This is a genomic window from Komagataeibacter xylinus (assembly GCF_009834365.1).
Classification (GTDB): Bacteria; Pseudomonadota; Alphaproteobacteria; order Acetobacterales; family Acetobacteraceae; genus Komagataeibacter; species Komagataeibacter xylinus_D.
The window spans coordinates 2,784,287-2,802,754 of record NZ_CP041348.1; the positions used below are offsets into that span (position 1 = coordinate 2,784,287).

The 18,468-nt window shown below is 60.3% G+C and carries 19 protein-coding genes and 1 pseudogene; 5 read left to right on the plus strand and 15 right to left on the minus strand.

Annotated elements, in window-relative coordinates:
* Nucleotides 1–30: 30 nt before the first annotated feature.
* The 9 genes from FMA36_RS13335 to FMA36_RS13375 form a co-directional block, all read right to left on the minus strand.
* Nucleotides 31–1,008, minus strand: coding sequence for a FecR family protein (locus FMA36_RS13335; protein ID WP_159262825.1), 978 nt, complete (start codon nucleotides 1,006–1,008; stop codon nucleotides 31–33).
* A 96-nt stretch (nucleotides 1,009–1,104) separates the two neighbouring features.
* On the minus strand, nucleotides 1,105–1,359 hold the full coding sequence (locus FMA36_RS13340) for a sigma-70 family RNA polymerase sigma factor (protein WP_159262826.1): 255 nt from the start codon (nucleotides 1,357–1,359) through the stop codon (nucleotides 1,105–1,107).
* Nucleotides 1,360–1,433: 74 nt separating this feature from the next.
* Nucleotides 1,434–3,044, minus strand: coding sequence for an IS66 family transposase (gene tnpC / locus FMA36_RS13345; protein ID WP_159261355.1), 1,611 nt, complete (start codon nucleotides 3,042–3,044; stop codon nucleotides 1,434–1,436).
* Nucleotides 3,045–3,109: 65 nt separating this feature from the next.
* Entirely contained in the window at nucleotides 3,110–3,457 is a 348-nt protein-coding gene (tnpB, locus tag FMA36_RS13350; RefSeq protein WP_019092242.1) for an IS66 family insertion sequence element accessory protein TnpB, read from the minus strand.
* The gene (tnpA, locus tag FMA36_RS13355) at nucleotides 3,454–3,930 is read right to left on the minus strand and encodes an IS66-like element accessory protein TnpA (protein ID WP_193713759.1); all 477 of its coding nucleotides are present in this window, start codon (nucleotides 3,928–3,930) and stop codon (nucleotides 3,454–3,456) included. The genes tnpB and tnpA overlap by 4 nt, the downstream gene beginning before the upstream one ends.
* Nucleotides 3,931–3,959: 29 nt before the next feature.
* Complete coding sequence (locus FMA36_RS13360) at nucleotides 3,960–4,283, minus strand: sigma factor (protein ID WP_159262827.1); 324 nt, start codon at nucleotides 4,281–4,283, stop codon at nucleotides 3,960–3,962.
* 307 nt (nucleotides 4,284–4,590) lie between these two features.
* Nucleotides 4,591–7,104 (minus strand): TonB-dependent siderophore receptor, encoded by a 2,514-nt coding sequence (locus FMA36_RS13365; protein ID WP_159262828.1) that lies wholly within the window; start codon nucleotides 7,102–7,104, stop codon nucleotides 4,591–4,593.
* A 145-nt stretch (nucleotides 7,105–7,249) separates the two neighbouring features.
* Nucleotides 7,250–8,242: a FecR family protein gene (locus FMA36_RS13370; RefSeq protein ID WP_159262829.1), complete on the minus strand. Its 993-nt coding sequence runs from the start codon at nucleotides 8,240–8,242 to the stop codon at nucleotides 7,250–7,252.
* Between the two features lie 99 nt (nucleotides 8,243–8,341).
* On the minus strand, nucleotides 8,342–8,851 hold the full coding sequence (locus FMA36_RS13375; protein WP_159262830.1) for a sigma-70 family RNA polymerase sigma factor: 510 nt from the start codon (nucleotides 8,849–8,851) through the stop codon (nucleotides 8,342–8,344).
* Between the two features lie 233 nt (nucleotides 8,852–9,084).
* On the opposite strand from FMA36_RS13375, the gene FMA36_RS13380 reads away from it, so the two are divergent.
* A complete protein-coding gene (locus tag FMA36_RS13380; RefSeq protein ID WP_159262831.1) occupies nucleotides 9,085–10,275 on the plus strand; it encodes a PepSY-associated TM helix domain-containing protein in 1,191 nt (396 codons plus the stop codon).
* 119 nt (nucleotides 10,276–10,394) lie between these two features.
* Here the strand turns inward: FMA36_RS13380 and FMA36_RS13385 are convergent.
* The 4 genes and pseudogenes from FMA36_RS13385 to FMA36_RS13400 all read right to left on the minus strand — a co-directional run.
* Nucleotides 10,395–10,766: pseudogene (locus tag FMA36_RS13385) on the minus strand (IS5 family transposase); the annotation flags it as partial.
* Nucleotides 10,743–10,871, minus strand: a complete 129-nt coding sequence (locus FMA36_RS19900) for a hypothetical protein (protein ID WP_408885663.1) — start codon at nucleotides 10,869–10,871, stop codon at nucleotides 10,743–10,745. The gene FMA36_RS19900 and the pseudogene FMA36_RS13385, both read right to left, overlap by 24 nt.
* Nucleotides 10,872–11,225: 354 nt before the next feature.
* Nucleotides 11,226–12,341, minus strand: coding sequence for a metallophosphoesterase (locus FMA36_RS13395; RefSeq protein ID WP_159262833.1), 1,116 nt, complete (start codon nucleotides 12,339–12,341; stop codon nucleotides 11,226–11,228).
* Between the two features lie 127 nt (nucleotides 12,342–12,468).
* The gene (locus tag FMA36_RS13400; protein ID WP_159262834.1) at nucleotides 12,469–13,449 is read right to left on the minus strand and encodes an SDR family NAD(P)-dependent oxidoreductase; all 981 of its coding nucleotides are present in this window, start codon (nucleotides 13,447–13,449) and stop codon (nucleotides 12,469–12,471) included.
* A gap of 121 nt (nucleotides 13,450–13,570) precedes the next feature.
* Here FMA36_RS13400 and FMA36_RS13405 point away from each other — a divergent pair, with 121 nt between their 5' ends.
* A complete protein-coding gene (locus tag FMA36_RS13405) occupies nucleotides 13,571–14,152 on the plus strand; it encodes a TetR/AcrR family transcriptional regulator (protein WP_159262835.1) in 582 nt (193 codons plus the stop codon).
* A gap of 233 nt (nucleotides 14,153–14,385) precedes the next feature.
* Entirely contained in the window at nucleotides 14,386–15,501 is a 1,116-nt protein-coding gene (locus FMA36_RS13410; RefSeq protein ID WP_159262836.1) for an FAD-dependent oxidoreductase, read from the plus strand.
* Nucleotides 15,502–15,584: 83 nt separating this feature from the next.
* Here the strand turns inward: FMA36_RS13410 and FMA36_RS13415 are convergent, their stop codons facing one another.
* Together FMA36_RS13415 and FMA36_RS13420 are read right to left on the minus strand one after the other, a co-directional pair.
* Complete coding sequence (locus FMA36_RS13415; RefSeq protein WP_159263961.1) at nucleotides 15,585–15,803, minus strand: ChaB family protein; 219 nt, start codon at nucleotides 15,801–15,803, stop codon at nucleotides 15,585–15,587.
* Nucleotides 15,804–16,034: 231 nt separating this feature from the next.
* Nucleotides 16,035–16,592, minus strand: a complete 558-nt coding sequence (locus FMA36_RS13420) for a TetR/AcrR family transcriptional regulator (RefSeq protein ID WP_159262837.1) — start codon at nucleotides 16,590–16,592, stop codon at nucleotides 16,035–16,037.
* A gap of 118 nt (nucleotides 16,593–16,710) precedes the next feature.
* Here FMA36_RS13420 and FMA36_RS13425 point away from each other — a divergent pair, with 118 nt between their 5' ends.
* Together FMA36_RS13425 and FMA36_RS13435 are read left to right on the plus strand one after the other, a co-directional pair.
* Nucleotides 16,711–17,400, plus strand: a complete 690-nt coding sequence (locus FMA36_RS13425) for a glutathione S-transferase (protein WP_240906363.1) — start codon at nucleotides 16,711–16,713, stop codon at nucleotides 17,398–17,400.
* A 312-nt stretch (nucleotides 17,401–17,712) separates the two neighbouring features.
* Nucleotides 17,713–18,456: a DeoR/GlpR family DNA-binding transcription regulator gene (locus FMA36_RS13435; protein ID WP_159262838.1), complete on the plus strand. Its 744-nt coding sequence runs from the start codon at nucleotides 17,713–17,715 to the stop codon at nucleotides 18,454–18,456.
* Nucleotides 18,457–18,468 lie beyond the last annotated feature (12 nt).

An 18,468-nucleotide genomic window follows, 5' to 3' on the forward strand; every position in this document is an offset into this window, starting at 1 on the left:
AGGACTGCTCTGTTGGCTGCCCGCGCCGGATCAGCCGGGAAAGCTGATAACCAGAATACGCCCTGCCACTTCGTGCATGGACCCGCCAGAGGACGTGACCAGCATGCGCAGGCTGTCGGCAGGGTGCTGCAGGTCATACACGCCCCCCACCAGCCTGCTGGCGGGTATGGTTCCGCGCACGATGACATAGCCGGGATAATGGCGGCGCAATATACCCAGCATATCCGCGACACTGACCGCACTGGCACCAAACAGGCCTGTATTCCATGACCCGACACTGTCAGGTGAAATGGTGGAGCGGCGCACGGCCCCGGTCTGTTCCGTAATATCGATCTGTTCACCGGCATTGACGGTCTGCTCGGCTGCTATTCCCGCCTGTGGTGCGCGCAGCCCGACCGTGCCCTCACCAACCCCCAGCACGACGTGCCCGGCTCCGCTACGTACGTCAAACACCGTGCCAATATCGCGAGACACCACGCCATCGGCCTCCACCACGAAGGTCCGCCGGGGATCATGCTTTACCTGGAACAGAGCCTCCCCTTTCAGCAGCACGACCCGGCGTGTATCGCCTTGCATGTGCACGGCAATGGCGGATGCGCTGCCCAGGGTCAGGTGACTACCATCATCCAGGGCAATCTGACGCGTCTGGCCTGTTGTCGTGGTGTAATCCGCCTGAAACCACAGGCGCAGCGAAGGCATGCAGGCCATGACAACGGCCGCTGCCGCCGCAGTAGCCGCCGCCGCCACCCGCCATCTGCGGACCGGGAAGCGATGCAGGTTGTCGGGCATGGGCTTTGACGGGGACTGTGCCTGTGTCGCGCCCTGCAGGGCCATCTGGCCAAGCAGGCGGACCCGCAATGTCTGCTGCCATGCCCGTTCATGCGCAGGATCAGCCTGCCGCCATTGCTGGAGTTCAGCCTTCAGGCAGTCATTTTCGGGATCATCCTGTACACGGAGAAGGAACGAAAGGGCCGTATCGGCAGCGTCAGGCGGGGGAATGTCGGTCATGGGCCCATATGCTTTGCAGGCAGGACATGCGCTTTCACATATTCCTTTCTGTCTGACGATTGAACGGCATGGAAATTAACACCGGCAGGTGGGGTTTCATTCTTCACCAAGCTGCTCGGTAATCCGCTGGAAGGCCTGCCGGAGCATGGCATGCACGCGCGGAGAACTGACACCGAGGATCTCGGCCACTTCACGCTGTTTATGGCCATAGAGCTGGCTCAGTTCAAACGCGCGGCGGGTACGCGGGGGTAGGCCGTCAAGGCAGGCCAGCACGTGGCGGAGTTCATCCTGGCTGGCCAGTTGGCGTTCGGGTGTCAGGATTTCGATGGCATCGGGGCGCGGGATATCCACGTCCCCTGCCCCGTGAGTGCATGTGGTTCGCCTGTCGGGAGAACGTAATCATCCGGCGAGAGACGCGGGCGTATTCAGGCGGCGATGGTATTGTGGACCTGCTGGTGGGCTTTCCAGTGCCAGGGCAGGAGTTCATGGAGGCGTGGATTGGGAATGTCATTGATCCGTGCCAGGACATCAGCGAGCCATGCATGGGGATCGACATCGTTCAGGCGCGCGGTGACGATCAGGGAATACATGGCGGCGGCGCGCTCTCCGCCACGATCGGACCCGGCGAACAACCAGGCTTTCCTGCCCAGGGCGATGCCGCGCAGGGCGCGTTCTGCTGCATTGTTTGAGAGGCAGATCCGGCCGTCAGTGAGGAATCGTGTGAATGTATCGGCACGCCGTAGAAAATAGTTCATGGCGTGGGTAACGGGATTTTTGGTCGACATGCGCCGGCAACACTCCCGCATCCAGTCGAACAGATCGTCGACCAGAGGGGCTATGTCTGTTTGACGGACTGCCAGCCGATGTTCTGGGGGCGTACCGTTGATGGTGCGCTCGGCCTGGAATATGGCGTCGATCCTGCCTACTGCCTCTATGGCGAGGGGCGCCTTGTCCCTCTCGGCGATTTTGAACAGCCCTCTGCGTCCGTGGGCCCAGCATCCGGCGGAGACAACCGGCGCGGGTTGGCGTCCCGGTTTCGCCAGAGTATTATAACCCGCATAGGCGTCTGACTGCAGAATGCCGGTCCAGCCGGTGAGATGGTCCGTGGGATGTTCGCCCTTGCGGTCCCGGGAATACCGGAACCAGACGGCTGGCGGTGCTGGCCCACCAAATGGACCATCATCACGCACGTAATTCCACAATCGTCCGGTGACTGTCCGGCCTTTCGCCAGAACCGGCACGGTGGTGTCGTCCGCGTGCAGGCGTTGTGCCGCCAGCACATGCGCCCGGATCAGCGTAGTCAGGGGGGCCAGCGTCGCGGTGCAGGCTCCCACCCAGTCGGCCAGCGTTGATGTGTCGAGATCGATCCCTTCGCGGGCAAAGGCATCGCTCTGGCGGTTCAGCGGCAGATGCTGCAGGAACTTGTCGCACAGGATGGTCGACAGCAGCCATGGGCCGGCGCGTCCGCGCGCGATCGGATGGAAGGGGGCGGGTGGCTGGGTGATGCTCTCGCAGTCCCGGCAGGTGAACTTCTCCCGCACCGTCTGGATGACCTTGAACTGGCGCGGGATCACCTCCAGCGTCTCGGTGACGCTCTCCCCCAGTTTGCTCAGACGATCGCTGCCACAGCACGGACACTGTGTCGGTGCGGGGATGACGACCCGCTCGCGCGGCAGATCGGCACGCAGGGGCTGGCGCCCCCGGTTGCTCCTGGGTGCTGTCGCGCGGACGGCGGGATCCGCCGCATTTTCGGGCGCGTCCTCGGCGAGTGTCGTCTCCAGCTCTTCCAGTTCGAGTTCGAGCTGGGCCAGCAGGCGGCGCCCCCGCTCCGACGAGGCGCCGAAACGGTCCTGGCGCATCCGCGCGATAAGATGTTTGAGATGGGCAATCTGCGCTTCGGCGCTGGCCGCGCGCGCTTCTGCATCAGTGGCCCGGATTTCGGCAGTAGACGCCCGGAGTTCGGCGACCTGGGCACGCGCCTCGGCAGCGGCAAGTGCTGCGCGCAAGGCGATGATGTCGTCCGTGTCTCCCGTCATGAAGGCAGTTGATCACATGGGCGCTCAAAAGGGTACCAGTATATGCTGACCTGGCGCGGTTTTTATTATCCCGCCAGTTCAGGTCTCCATGTTTTCTGCGGATTGCGCCAATCCACACCCTCCAGCAGACAAGTCAATTGTGACGGGGAGAGATGGATCGCTCCGTCCTTTGCCGAAGGCCACAGGAAATGCCCGCGCTCGATCCGCTTCGCATATAAGGAAAGGCCGATCCCATCGTGCCAGATCAGTTTCACCAGGTCGCCGCGTCGGCCCCTGAAGGCATAGACGTCACCCGCGAAAGGGTCACGACCCAGTGCTTCCTGGACCTTCAACGCCAGCCCGGGCATCCCCAGGCGCATATCGGTTACACCGGCCGCCAGCCATATCCTCAGCGTGGAGGGAAGCGGGATCATGATCGTAGTGCGCCCACAATCTCACGCAGACGATCAGCGGACAGCCCTGTGTCGAACTCCAGCCGCACACCGTCCGGAAAGACCAGGCTGACGGCTCGGTCGGACAGCGTTCCCTGTTCTCTCCGACGCTCCAATGGCTGCGGCTCGGGGGCCGGGGCCACCATGACAGGTATGAACGATGTCCCGCCTTTGGCCCGAGCCTCTCGCCGCCAGCGAAACACCAGACTTGGATGGATCCCAAACTGTGCAGCCACCTCCCTTATGGGGCGTCGGCTCTCGTAGGACGCGATGACCACTCGCGCGCGAAATTCAGGGGCGTGCCAGCGGCGGCGATCCGAAACGATCTCGATCCGCGAGGCGCCCGCCAGCCTGTCCCGCTCGCCTGTCTCTCTACCGCTCCTTTGGAGCCTCTCTGCGGTACTACCTGCGACACTCGCAGGTAGTACCGCGTCCCTATCTCTTAAATCGCTCATGCTTCATAGCTGAACCAGACCAGAAGTATTCAGCAAGGCGTCAGTCGCCGGGAGCTTACGGGAGAACTGATGGCCTGCGCATAGGCACGTTCAACGGCTTTTGCCCGGCGTGCATCAATGGCGAGGCGGAAAATCACCCGTTTCAGGTAACCGAGCGGGTGTTGGATGTCCTGTGGCGCGGCTCCGGCGCGGATGATGCGGATATAGGCGTCCTGCACGATTTCCTCGCCCCGCCATGCGCAGCCCACAACCCGTGCCGCCAGCGCGACAAGATGGCGTCTGTTGCTTTCAAGGACTTCCAGAAAAATCTTGTCCGCGTAGGACACGGGCACCGCCTCCAAGGAGATCGACACACGGGGCTTTGCCTTATCGTGCGTCGTATCTCCCGCTGTTTCCATGTCCTGTAATAATAATCATTCGCATGTTCAAGTTGCGTATGATGTGGCCCATGTTTCGTATGTCACCGTCGGGGCACATGCGACCTGCTTTCTGAGTTCTTGGTAAAGTGTAGGTAAATCAATATGTTGCATGAAACCGTCCAAAAATATCGGACGGCAGTTGCCGCGCGCTGTTATTTCCTGCCAGCATGGATCGTCTGTATGGGATACCTTCGCCACATCATGTGAGAATCGCATAACTGGCAGTAAATATTTGCATTCATTACCAGCTATAGGTCACCTTGCCGATCACATTACGGTTCGCACCGATATAGCAGCCGGTATCGGCACCCGCGCAGCTGGGATAGTACCGCTGGTTGAGCAGGTTCTGCGCGGTGACCTGAAACAGCATGCCCTTCATCCGTGGGGCTATGGCATCGAGGGAATACTGTGCCTGCGCATCCACCAGCACATAGCTGGGTGTGACATATTCCAGCGTGTTGTCCACCAGCGTATTGCCGTTGTAGCGCACGCCCGCGCCAAACCCCAGCCCCCGCAGCGGGCCATTGCGCAGGTCATAATGCCCCCAGACCGAGAATGTCTGCTTGGGCACCGCAATCGGGCGTTCGCCGGTCAGGTCGCCGCTGCCGCGCGTATAGGCCACGTCCTGATAGGTATAGGCCGCGATGATGTTCAGGTTGCGGGTCAGGTCCACATGGGCTTCGAGTTCGATCCCGCGTGAGCGGATGCCGCCGGTCTGGGTATAGAAGTCGATATGGACCGGATCGGTGACCAGCACGTTGCTCTGCTTGAGGTCATACAGTGCGGCCGTGAAAAACCCGTTGAAGCCATGCGGCTGGTATTTCAGCCCCACTTCAAACTGCCGCCCCCGGGTGGGCTTGAACGGCGTGCCATTGAAGGACAGGTTATTGGCAGGCTGGAAGGATTCCGCGTAATGGAAATAGGGTGAAAGCCCGATGGGGAACGCATACAGGATGCCGCCACGCCACGTCGTGGCTTGGTCCGACTGGTTGAAGCTGCCGCCGCTATCGGTCTGGTCGCGGGTATCGATGGTGGACCAGTCATGGCGCACGCCACCCTGCACATGCAGGTGGCCCCATGTCATCTGATCCTCGCCATATATGCCTTCCTGGTTGGTGGTGATGCTCTGGGCTTCATATAGGTCCAGCTTGCCGATGCTCTGCCCATAGGTGGGCGCGAAGACGTCGAGCGAGGGCGCATCGCCGTAATACAGGTTGGCGGAATCACGGATATTCTGCCAGTTGCCGCCAATGATCACGTTGTGTTTGACCGGCCCTGTGCGGAAATGGCCAAGGATCTGCTCTTCCACCGTGATCGTGTCGAAATGCTCCTCCGACCCGTAGGCGGCGCGCTCCAGCGTGCGGTTGTCATCATCGAGCATCCCGCCCGAGGACACCTGCTGGAAAAACGCCCCCACATTTGCGTAACGGGCAAATGATTTGAACGTCCAGTTGGGCGCAATGCGGTAGCTCAGGCGGTAGTTCACCGCCGTCTGGGTGCGCTTGTAGGTCTCGAAATTGGGATCGCCGGGGTAAAAGTGGTCCGAAATCTTGCCATTCGGGTTGGGCAGGATGGTGCCCTGCAGGGGGGCAGTATCAAAATTGCCGCCACGCGGGTCACGCTGCCAGAAGGCGGACAGCGTCATGGTCAGGCGGTCATTGGGGGTCCATGTCAGCGATGGCAGGACGCCAAAGCGTTCGTTGCGGGTGTGTTCGTCCTGCGTGCCGGACGTGGTGGCGGTTGCCGCCACGCGATACAGCCACTTGCCGTCGCGGTCGATCCGCCCGCCAAAATCGGCGGTGCCGCGCACGTAGCCGTATGTTCCGCCCTCGACCGAGATGGAGTGGACGGGAGTGGCCGTTGGCTGTTTCGTGGTCAGCACGATGGCGCCCCCGGGATTGGACTGCCCGTACAGGACCGATGGCGGCCCCTTGAGGATGTCGATCTGGTCGAGCAGGTAGGGGTCGATCTGCTGGGTGGCGTAATAGGCACCATTGAACAGGCGCAGGTTGTCAACAAACTCATCCGCGCCTGCGGCACCCTGAAAGCCACGGATTTCAACCATGTCGAACCGCGTGGTGTAACCCGATGCCACATCGCCCGACACACCCGCATTATACCGCAGGGCCTCGGCTATGGTGCGGGCATTCTGCTGATCGAGCTGCGCACGGGTCACGACGGATACGGATTCCGGGGTTTCAATCAGGGGCGTGTCGGTTTTGGTGGCGGCACTCGAATTCTTGGGCACAAGCCCGGCCCGCCCCGATGTGGCGTAAACGGCGATCTGCTCTTCTTTCCAGCCTTTTCTGCCGCCCCCGTTCCCCTGCCCTTCCACCCGCACCGGATCAAGAGTGATGGCGGCTGGTGCGCGGAAGAGCGAGACGGAATGCGTCCCGGTTCTGTGGTAACTGATGCCCGTGCCCGCCAGAAGGTTGGCAAGCGCCTGTTCCGCTGTCATCTGTCCGCTCACCCCCCCTGAGCGTGCGCCTGCTATCGTGGCGCTGTCGAAGGCGATCTGCAGGCCGGTCTGCGCACCAAAGGCGGCAAGCGCGCGGGCCAGCGGTTGGGCGGGAATACTGAAGGGCTGTGCCTGTGATGGCGGGACGGCCACGTTGCCCTCAACCAGGGGTGCCGCTACGGCATGATGGCCCGTGGCGGCCCACATGACGAACAGCAGGGCGGACGTGCCCGTAAGCAGGCTGGATCGGGAAAGCCGGATGCGATTGTGGCGGCACGGCAGAAGAACACACGGCATGGTCGGGTCTCACGGGCGGACGGTTGGCAGAAAATGCAAACGAATTGCATTCGCGTATATCCATGTCCGTTGAGACGATTTATTTTTAACGTGTGGGTGAAACTTTTTTTAGCGGTCCCCTGAAAAAAGTGCTGCGGTGGGTTCATCAGGGGGCTTTGTGGTCCGCCAGTACCAGGGTGAGGCCTGCAGGGAGCGTGACAAGCCTGCTGCCATGCAGCGCGCACAGGGCTTCCAGCGCCTCCCTGGGATGATGCAGGTCATACACGCCTCCTACCGGGATGGTGTCGTGCTCAAGACCATGGGTCACGATGGTACCCGGATAATAGCGCCCCAGTACCGCGACCGCGTCAGAAAACCGTACGTCGTTCAGCACCATCTGCCCTGACCGCCATGAACCGACATCCTCCGGGTCGATCGTGCCGCGATGGGCCTGCCCCGTGTGCTGGTCGACCGCCCATGTCTGGCCGGCGGTCAGGCGCAGGGCGGGGGCGGACTGGCGGGATACGCTCACGATCCCCTCGCGCACGGCAACAGTGACATGGGGCCCGGCCATCTGCACATCAAAGGCGGTGCCGATATCGCGCGTCGTCACATTCCCTGCCCTAACGGCAAAGCTGCGTTTTCCGTCATGCACGATATTGAAAAACGCTTCCCCGGCCAGCAGCGTAACCCCCCGTTCCCGACCCGAATAATGCACGGCGATGGCGGAATGACCTGCCAGGGTCACCGCCGTTCCATCCGACAGACTGACCGTGCGGGTTTCGCCCGTTTTCGTGTAATAATCGGCCTGCAGGCGAAACATGAGGTCGGGCGTGGCAAAGGCCAGCAGGCTCGCCGCCACCGGCAGCATGCAGGCCGCCGCAATCCGCAACGGGCGTGCCCGGGCAGTTCTGCCAGCCGCAGGCCGCCGGGGTGTTGCGGGCCGGTCATGCGGGGGCGTTACGGGAACCATCTGGCCCGTAAGGGCCCAGATGCGTTCCATCCGGCGCCACGCCCGCTCATGGTCGGGGTTCTGGGTGTGCCATGCGGCCCATTCCGCCCGTACCGTTTCATCATCGGGTACCTCATTGAGGCGGATTTTCCAGGTGGCGGCTTCCAGCATGGCACGTTCGGCGCCCGGTGTTGGCTGTGTGTTCATCCGTGCCCATCCCCATTTGTTCCGCGCCAGGGGCGTTGAACGTATTTCCAGGAACAGGGACGGCGCAGGTGCCTGTTTTTTAACGCCAGGGGGAAAATTTTATGGCTCCATGTCTGGCAGGGCGGCGGCACAGGCCACCAGCGCGATCTGGATCATCCTGTGCACACGTGTGGTGGAAACATCCAGAACGGTCGCGATTTCCTGCAATGTGTAGCCACCGATGCGATACATCTCGAACGCGCGGCGGGTGCGTGGCGGCAGGCTGGCCAGGGCATGTGCCACGGTATGCAGTTCCTGCCGGTGCCCGCAATGGGTTTCGGGCGATATGGACCCCGCACCTGTATCAGCCAGCAGGGTATGATCGATCTCGGTCGGGATCTGCTTGCGTGCGGCACGGAGATGATCCAGCGCCAGATTGCGTATGATCGTGGTCAGATACGCAACAGGCTTGAACACGATCCCCTGCCGCCTGACGGATGCGACCTGAACAAACGCATCCTGCACGATATCCTCGGCTTGTGCCGCGCAACCGACCATGGATACGGCGAAGGACACGAAACGCGACCGGTTTGCCAGATAGGTTTCCAGAAGGTGATCGGTCGAGGCCACGGCCTGAAGGTTCCTTGACAGCGTGCGTCAGCGCCCGGACGGGGCACGCGCCTTCCTTATATGAACATAATAATCATTATCAATAATAAAACTGCACTGTGATTTTTCGATACATTCCGGATTGTCAGACATGCCATTCCTCAGCAGTGCGTTTGGGAGAGCGGATGGCCGAATATGCGAACGCGTCTTATTTTCTTTTATTGCCCTGCCCTGATGGGCGTGCCAATGCATGAATGATGGCTGTCCTGACCCTGAAAACCGTTCGTCCGGCCCTTGTGCGCCTGCACCGATATACGGGGCTGCTCCTGTCGGGCGTGCTGTTAATTGCAGGGCTTACGGGAAGCATCAGCGTATTCCGCACGGAAATTGACGCGGCCCTCAATTCTGACCTGTTCCATGCCCCTGCCCCGACACGCCTCCTGCCTGTTTCAACACTGTTGGCGCGGCTGAAGCTGCAGCGTCCTCAAACACAGGTAACTGCCCTGCTCTACCGCCCCCCTGCGGGGCGTGCGATCGAGGTTTATTCGTCCGAAACGGTTACGGGCAGGAAAGATCCGGTTGAAAACGAAATTTTTCTCGACCCCGGCACGGGGCGCATTCAGGGCATGCGACCGGTCGAAGGCTGCTGCTTCAACCGTCGCGTGCTGATGTCTTTTATATACCGCGTTCATTATTCCCTTGATCTGGGCCAGGCGGGCATGTGGGTCATGGGTCTCTCGGCCATGCTGTGGTCGATTGACTGTGTGGTCGGCCTTCTTCTGACCTTTCCGTTGCACCAGCCTGCATGGCGGCAGGCGTTCTGGCGGCAATGGCGTAAGACATGGACGATTGGCCTACGGCGTTCCTCCATACGGATCACGTTTGACCTGCACCGGGCCGTCTCGCTCTGGTTATGGGTTGTCCTACTGGGCATTGCGATAAGCGGGGTGGCGCTGGCGCTTGAGGATGAGGTTTTCAACCCCGTCATCCGGACCATCCTGCCTACCGCGCCGCCCATGGCGGACACACGGCTCCCGGCCCATCCGGTTACGATTGATCAGGCGGAAGGCCTCGCCGCAGGTTTCGTGCAGGCTCATGGCAGCGGCGGGAGACCGGCCGCAGTGCTGCTGGACCCGGATGGTGGAACCGCCATGTTCTACCTTTTCAGCGACCAGGGAACAGAACCCTCCGGGCTGGGAAGTCCCATGGTTACCGTAGATCTGAAAACCGGTCAGATTACGGCAGGTGATATGCCCGGTCAGGGGGCTTCGGGCAATCTGGTCATGCAGATGCAGTTGCCATGGCATAGCGGCAGGATAGCCGGGCTTGGTGGCCGTATCCTCATATGCCTGTCGGGTCTGGCCGTGTGCATGTTGGTGGTAACGGGCATCATGATCTGGCAACGAAAGCGGCAGCCCCGTCAGGCGTCAGGCCAGATAGCCTGAGAAACTGCTACAGGGAGCTGAAAAGTCAGAATGCCGACATTCGGATGCCAGTGTCATCTCTGCACGCTCACGCCTGCCGCATCATGCGGCAGGGTTATGCCGTAGGCTAGGGCGTGTCATCAGTTAATTCCAATAATAGCGGAGACAAGTTGCACTGCTGCAAGGAAGGTTGATTTCAGCTTGTCATAGCGTGTTGCAATGCCTCTGAACTGCTTCAGTCTGGCGAAGAACCGTTCGATGATGTTTCGTTTTTTATAAATTGAAAAACGGGTTTTCCGTGGACAGATACAGTTTTTCCTTGGGGGGATAACCGGTGCGATCCCCCGCTCTTCGAGTTTTTCGATGAGGGGATCGGCGTCATAAGCCTTGTCGGCGATGAAGGCCTCGGGATCGATTTCATCGAGCAATGGCTCTGCTTCAGTGATGTCCGCCCTTTGCCCAGGTGTCAGGGAAAGCGCCACAGCCTTTCACGCAGTATCGACAATGGCATGGGGAATGGTGGCGGCCGGCGATTGCCATCCGAGGAAGGTGGCGCAGAATATTGTCAGGTTTGGGTCGCCGATTTGCTGCACGATGTTCAGAGCGGTCGTTGCCATGGGGATATCCGGGCGGCTGATGGATCCGTAGCACACGCTTATAGCGAAGACGCCGACTGTGCCTGTTCCACCACGCCCGGTGCCCTGACAAATTGCGGCGGATGAACCGGGTCTATCTTTCATTGCGGCTTCTGCCCTGCCGGAGGACAGAAGCGGTCCCGGTTTCCGGGGAGAACTGTTGATTTTATGGATAGTTATCGAACGGTTCGGGTCTGAGAACACCAGTCAGAGAAAGATCGATTTCTACCTGACGATGTTTTAGTAAGCAGATGTTGAAGCCGTCACTGGACGATGCTGCTGCGCTAAATATTGAATTTATATTGAAATTTGTCAGATCAGGATAAAGCTCCCCTCTTATCCCGCGCGCAGTTTGAAACGGGTGATTTCGGATGGCCTGCCCAGCCGGAGCGCAAAACCCGGCCAGAGTCCGGTGCCATTACTGACGTAAAGCACCATGCCGCCCACATCGTAGCGCCCTGAAACAAACCCGCTGTTGCCGCGCGCGACGAGACGGTCGAGGCCAACAATCATCCCGCCATGTGTATGCCCCGACAATTGCATGGCGACACCGCATGCGGCCGCTTCACGCGCATTACCGGGCTGATGATCAAGCAGCACGACCGGGGCGTTGGCAGGACGACCCGCAAGGGCCGCAGCCAGATCTGGGCCAGCCTGTCCATGCGCGGGTGCTGACCGGTCGGTAACCCCGGCAATGACCAGTCTGGCCCCTCCCCTTGTGATGACCGCATGGCGGTTTAAAAGCATGTGGAAGCCCAGTTCAGACAGGTGCTGCATCCAGTCGGCATAATCGAAGAAATATTCATGGTTTCCCGGGATCGCCAGAACACCGTCCGGCGCATGCAGTTGCGCAAGCGGTGCCACGTCAGCACGGCGCATGGCCACCGAGCCGTCAAGGAAATCGCCCGTTACGACAATCATGTCGGCATCGGTCACGTTGGTACGCTCCACGACCGCCCTCGCCCATCGGGCGGGAAACAGCCGACTGATATGCATGTCGGTCAACTGAACCAACTTATATCCATCAAACGCTGGCGACAGGCCGGGAATGGTCACAATCACGTCCCTGACCGGCGGCACCCGCAGCGCATTGGCGACGCCGATGGCGGCAAGCCCCCCGGCAATACCTCCCACGACCACCCGTGCTCCAACCGAAATATGCACCGGCTGCCACGTTACCAGCGCGACCAGTAATGTACCGATATCAAGCGCGATCTGAAGCAGTGTGAGAAACAGGATTGCACCGAATGCCCAGTTGAACACAATAACAAGCAGCCGGGGAAATTCCGGGGCAAAAACGGACCCCGAGGAAAGCCGGGACCAGTAATGGTAAAGTGCGGCTACGACTACCAGTGTGGCAGCAACCACCTTCAGGCCCAGAGGAAGCGGTAACGGCCATAACCAGTTCAGGATGACGACCAGAAGGGGCAGGCCAAAAACAACAAGGCGCATTCAATATCCTCGCACGAAAGCGCAGGGAGACATCTTCAATCCCCCTGCACCCGGACTATCCATATCGGTAAAATGTCTGTTGGACGTCAGTTCTGCCCATTATGCCAGAAATCAGGGCGCGGGTGGCTCAGGAAAATTTTTCCCCGACCATGTCCTCGCTTTTTGCCCACAGCGCCTCGGCATGCGCGGGATTGACCGCATAGGCCCGCACGCCCGCACTGACCAGACTGATCGCCTGATCATCGGGCACAACCGGGCTTACGTGGCAGTCTTCGCAGTAATGGCCGCCGACGACGTCCGCTTCCGCCACCGCGCCCGCCCAGACTGCCGTGGCCGCCCCCTGTGGAATGGTCTTGAACTGGAACGGCGGCTGGCCTGCCGCGGCAGCCTGTTCGTTGATCCTCGCTACCATCGCCTCAATGCCGCCTGCTGGCATATAACGCGTCAGTTCGGTCAGGATTCCACCGGGATGCACCGCCGCAGCGCGCACGCCGCGTGCACGGTGCCGTGCGTCAAACGCAACGGCAAACAGGATATTGGCGGTCTTGGAGCGCCCGTAGGCGATGAACGGGTCGTATGGCGTCTGTTCAAAATTCGGGTCTTTCAGATCAACATCCGCAAAGCGGTGTCCGGCCGAAGATACATTGACCAGCCGGGCGCCGGGGCGCATCAGCCCCGCAATCCGGTTGACGAGAACGAAATGCCCCAGATGGTTGGTGCCGAACTGCGTCTCGAACCCGTCCTTCGTATGGCCGAACGGCGTGGCCATCACGCCTGCATTGGCGATGACCAGATCGAAAGGCAGACCGGCTGCGTTCAGCTTATCGGCGCAGGTGCGGACACTGCCCAGATCCGCGAGGTCCAGGGCGACCAGTTCGAAACGCCCTCCCCCACGCGCCGCGTCCGCACGGACCTGCGTGGTGGCATGTTCTGCTTTTTCCAGATTGCGCGCAGCCCCCACCACATGGGCGCCATGGGCTGCAAGGGCGCGTGCGGTTTCAACGCCCAGACCCGCGGAAACGCCGGTTACAAGCATGCGTTTGCCCTTGAGCGATACGCCGGAGAGGACCTCTTCCGTTGTCGAGCCTGCGCCAAAAATCTGTGTCATGGGTGGAACTCCCTGAAAGAATGCATCCGTTTTTTGCCGAAATGGCATGCGGGATGTTATGTGGAGTGTAGCTCCGCTTGATATATGCGGAGGACATCTCCGTTTAACAAGAGGGAAACCGGTGACCGACGAAAAAAAGCCACGCCGCCGGCCGCGCAGCGATGGGCAGCGCAACAGGGAAAACCTGCTGAACGTGGCCAAGGCCGCGTTTACGGCGGGGGAAGTCGATATTCCCCTGGATGAGGTTGCCCGTCGTGCTGGCGTGGGCATCGGCACGCTTTACCGTCACTTCCCCAATCGTGATGCGCTGATCGAGGCGGTCTATCGCGCTGAACTCGACCGCCTTGCCGGTGCGGCCCCGGTCCTTGCCGCGAAACACCCGCCAGTGGAAGCACTGCGGGCATGGATGCGGCTGTTTGTTGACTATATTGCCGCCAAGCTGGTGATCGCCCCTGCCCTCAACGGGCTGGCAGGCGGCACGGGCACGCTCTACGCCCAGTCCGGCACCGTTTTGCAAAATGCGATCGACGGGCTTGTGGCAGCCGCCGTTGCCAGTGGCGACATCAGCGCGGATATCGAGCCGGTTGACCTGCTCCGTGCCCTGGCCGGGGTTTCGAACTATGCGGCCGGTCCCGGCTGGGAGACCAGTGCAAAGCGCCTTGTCGATATTCTCATCGCCGGATCACGGGTATCGGGATCGTAATCGGGCGCAATGAGCGTTGCCTTATGTGACGGATACAGTGCTGCCGCCATGCCTTGCAGGAACGCCTGGCCTACTGTAACGACCAGAACCCGCGAAAAACGACGGTCCATGCCCCGATTTCGGGCTAGGGGGTCGTCGCACATACGTCCTTCATGCCATGACATGATTGACCAGCGTCTCCGACAAATACGGCCCGCATTGGCAGATGCCGATGCGACACATGGAGCGCGACCATGCGACGGACCATTGCTATCATCGGGGCTGGCCCTGGCGGCCTGATCCTTGCCCGTATCCTGCACTTGCATGGGATCGAGGTCACGATCTATGAGGTCGAGACATCGCCAACTGCCAGAAAACAGGGCGGCCTGCTCGATATACACGAACATACCGGCCAGCTCGCGCTGAAGGCGGCGGGGCTGTATGATGTTTTCCGCCGCCTTGTCCGTCCGGGTGAGGATGCGAAGCGCGTTGTGGACAAGGACGGGACCATCCTGTTCGACAGGGCGGGACAGACTTCATCCGCGCGCCCGGAAGTTGATCGGGGCGAACTGCGCCGCATGCTGATCGGTTCTCTGCCCCCTGCCACGATCCGGTGGGGCCATAAGGTCACTTCTGTGTCGCCAGTCGCTGATGGCCGGTATGAGATTGTCTTTGCCAATGGAGCGAGAAGCACAATGGATCTGCTCGTCGGTGCAGATGGTGCCTGGTCGAAAATCCGGCCGCTTCTGACCCCTGCCCGCCCCGTCTATTCAGGCACATGCTTTATCGAGATTGCGTGCCCTGTTGCCAACGTGCACCGCGTGGTGATCGGCACAGGCACCCTGATGGCGGTGGCGCCGGGCAAGGGTATCATCATACATCGCAACGCCGACGGAAGTGTGACGGGATATGTGGCGCTGCACCGGCCGGAAACATGGGTCAGATCCATTGATTTCAGCAATGGCCGCGCGGGATTGGACGTAATCGCACGGCAGTTCGCGGGCTGGGCACCGCACCTGACACGCTGCATTACTGACAGCATTGCCGATCCAGCGATCCGCCTGATCCATGCCCTGCCGCCCGGACTGCGGTGGCAGCACCGACCCGGCGTGACCCTGATCGGCGATGCCGCACACCTCATGTCCCCGTTCGCGGGTGAAGGGGCCAATCTTGCCCTGTATGACGGCGCGGAACTCGCCCAATCGCTCATCACCCGCCTTGATGACATGAACGCGGCTGTGGCGGCCTATGAGGCGGCACTTTTTCCACGAAGCCACGAAGTGGCGCGTCGGTCCGCGCAGAATCTGGACCTGTTTTTTGGGCCGGATGCACCCGGTAGTGTGGTCGATCTGTTTGACCAGTTCGCGTGAGTGATACGTTCCTCCGGAGGATAAGCAGATACTTTCGAAAACAACTCTACAGGTCCGGCGGACATGACAACGGGTGACACGGATCAGGCATCGTTCCGTGCGACCCAGACCTGACCGTCCTTGACGTATTTACGCTTCACCGCAGCCCATGCCACGCGATTGGCCGCTTCCTCGGGGTTCTCACCTTTCGCACCATATTCGCTCCAGGCATTGTTGAATGCTGCACGGAAAATTTCCTGGGCATGGGTCGGCAGGTGCAAACGGACCCGATCTGGCAGATCGTCGATTGATGAGTAAGGCATCACGGCACTCCATTGGTCAGGATTTCATCTGTCGCGCGGAGACATATCGGAGAATTATTAGACCATGCCATGGCTGGTCGGCTGCCATACCTGTGCAGGATCAGGTCAATCCGGACCGTTTTCGCGGCCCACAGGCAGTTATGCCGAAAATGATCTATAGTGGAGGAAGTTGCCTATGCCCGGCGACGCCCCGCTCCCATCAACATGTCATGTGCGAAACCCACGCTGATATTATTCCAGAAGTCCGCTCTTGCAATAACTGTCAATAATCTCGTCAAACAGCGCAATATCCGCGCGGCTTCTGGCCATGAGCTGCGCACCGGACACGGCGGCAAAGATGGCACGGGCCCGATCCGTGCTGTGGGGGGATGCCTGATCGATCGCGGACAGCACCGTATCCAGCCATGCGATATTGATATCGGCAAAAATCTGGACCTCATGCCTGACGGCTTCCGGCAGGTCCGCATATTCCGCGCTCATGAAACTGCACAGGCACAGGCGGTTGCCGTTTGCGAGCGATCGGCGGAATATCTTGGGATAACGGCGCAAACATAGGCGGGGATCAGGAGTTTCTGCCCACATGGCGTCAAGGTCGGCCCTGATATCCTCCCAATAACGCCGCGCAACCGCAGCACCCAGATCGGTCTTGCTGGGGAAGTAATAATAGATACTGGCCGCCTTGATGCCGACTTCCTTTGCCAGGTCACGGAAATTCAGGCCGTTATAGCCATGCATCTGCGCAGCCCGCCTGGCGGCGGTCAGGATGGCCTCCCTGGAACTCGAACTCATCGTCATGCCTCATCATCTGCCTGTGACTGACCTACCAAATGATAGATAGACGTTGACGGTCGAAATTTGAAGTCATACTGTCATTTATCTACCATGTGGCAGGTAGATAAATGACACGATGCCGAAGATCCTCATTTCCGATGGCAACGAGGTTACGCTCATGAAAATCTACGACTGGCCTACAGGCCCCTATCCGGCCCGCGTGCGGATTGCCCTGGCGGAGAAAAATCTTCTGTCTGATGTCGAATTCGTACCGGTCAACCTGTGGAAAGGTGAACACAGGAAAGCTGACTTTCTGGCCAAAAATTATTCGGGAACCTTGCCGGTCCTTGAACTTGAGGATGGTACCTGTCTTGCTGAATGCACGGCCATTACGGTCTATCTCGATGCACTCGTGGGAGAACCCACGCTGACCGGTCGAACGCCGCTTGAAAAAGGCGTGATCCACATGATGACAAAACGCGCCGAGATCGAGATGCTGGATGCGATCAGCGTCTATTTTCATAACGCGACACCCGGTCTCGGCCCCGATGTGGAACGCGACCAGAACCGGGAATGGGGATTGCGCCAGCGGGACCGGGCGCTACGCGGGATGCATTATCTTGATGCGGTTTTAAGAAAGCAGCCGTTCATTGCAGGTGACGCTTTCTCGATGGCGGATATCGCCGTTATCGGGGGCTTCCTATTCGCCGCAGCCGTAAAATTGCCTGTTCCGCAGGAATGCGAGGCACTTCTCACCTGGTATGCCACGATGCAGGAGCGCCCGAGTGTGCGGAAGCAACTGGCCATTGTGCCGCCGCCTCACTGAATTACGCGCACACCAGCACCCGCGGGCCTGCAACATGCACGGCCGCCAGTGGACTCGACTCAGGGCTGCTCCTGACGCAGATCATCAAGATCCGGGGGGCAAGGTCATCGGTCGGGTGTCCTCGCAGGAGAAGGTCGGGATCGCGCGTCAGGCCGGTGCCGATCACGTCATTGTGGATGCTGGCAGCCTGATTCCCTGAAAAAGCAGGAAAGGCTGGATTATCCGGGACACGCAGCCGTGCAGCCCATAACCAACGTTTGCGGTTTTATGCATTATATTGCATGTTTGTGCGGTATTTGTTGGTGACCGCACATGAGCAAACTTTCACGGCAACATCGCCTGCTCGCCATGCTGACCGACACGGGCGAGCTGCTCGTGTCAGAAGCGGCGGCAGTTCTTGGCGTGTCGGATGATACCATCCGGCGCGACCTGTGCGCACTGGAAAAGCAGGGCTGCCTTCACAAGACACACGGCGGGGCCGTCTCGATTGATCTTGGCGGCATGGCGCGCACGACACGCTCCAGCCTGCTGCCCGTGCAGAAAAAACGGATTGGTGAAGCTGCGGCAGCGGCCGTTCCGGCCGGGTCCACGCTGTTCCTTGACGCTGGCAGCACAACGCTTGCAATGGCCGAAGCTCTGGCGGTACCGGCAACGGTCATCACCAATTCGCTCGACATTGCCAGCCGGATAGAGGGACGGCCAGCACTCCGGCTGATCCTGGCGGGTGGGGAATGGGATTCCCGGCAACGGCTGTTCTCCGGTGCGGCTGCCCGATCTGTTCTGGGTCTGTATCGCGCTGACATTGCCATCCTTGGGGCCTGCGCGGTCAGCACCCGAGGATCGGTGACAGCAGGCGAGGAACGCGACGCCGACATGAAACGGAGCATGATCGACGCCGCCAGCGAAGCCTGGCTGCTCGCCGATCATCTTAAATTCGGCCATGTCGAACCGCATCACGTAGCAGACCTGGTGCAATTCTGCCGTGTCTATTCGGACCGCGCCCAGGTCGGCCCTGACATGGAGCGGGCGGGACCGGAATTCATCATAGCATCCTGAAGGGGCATCAGA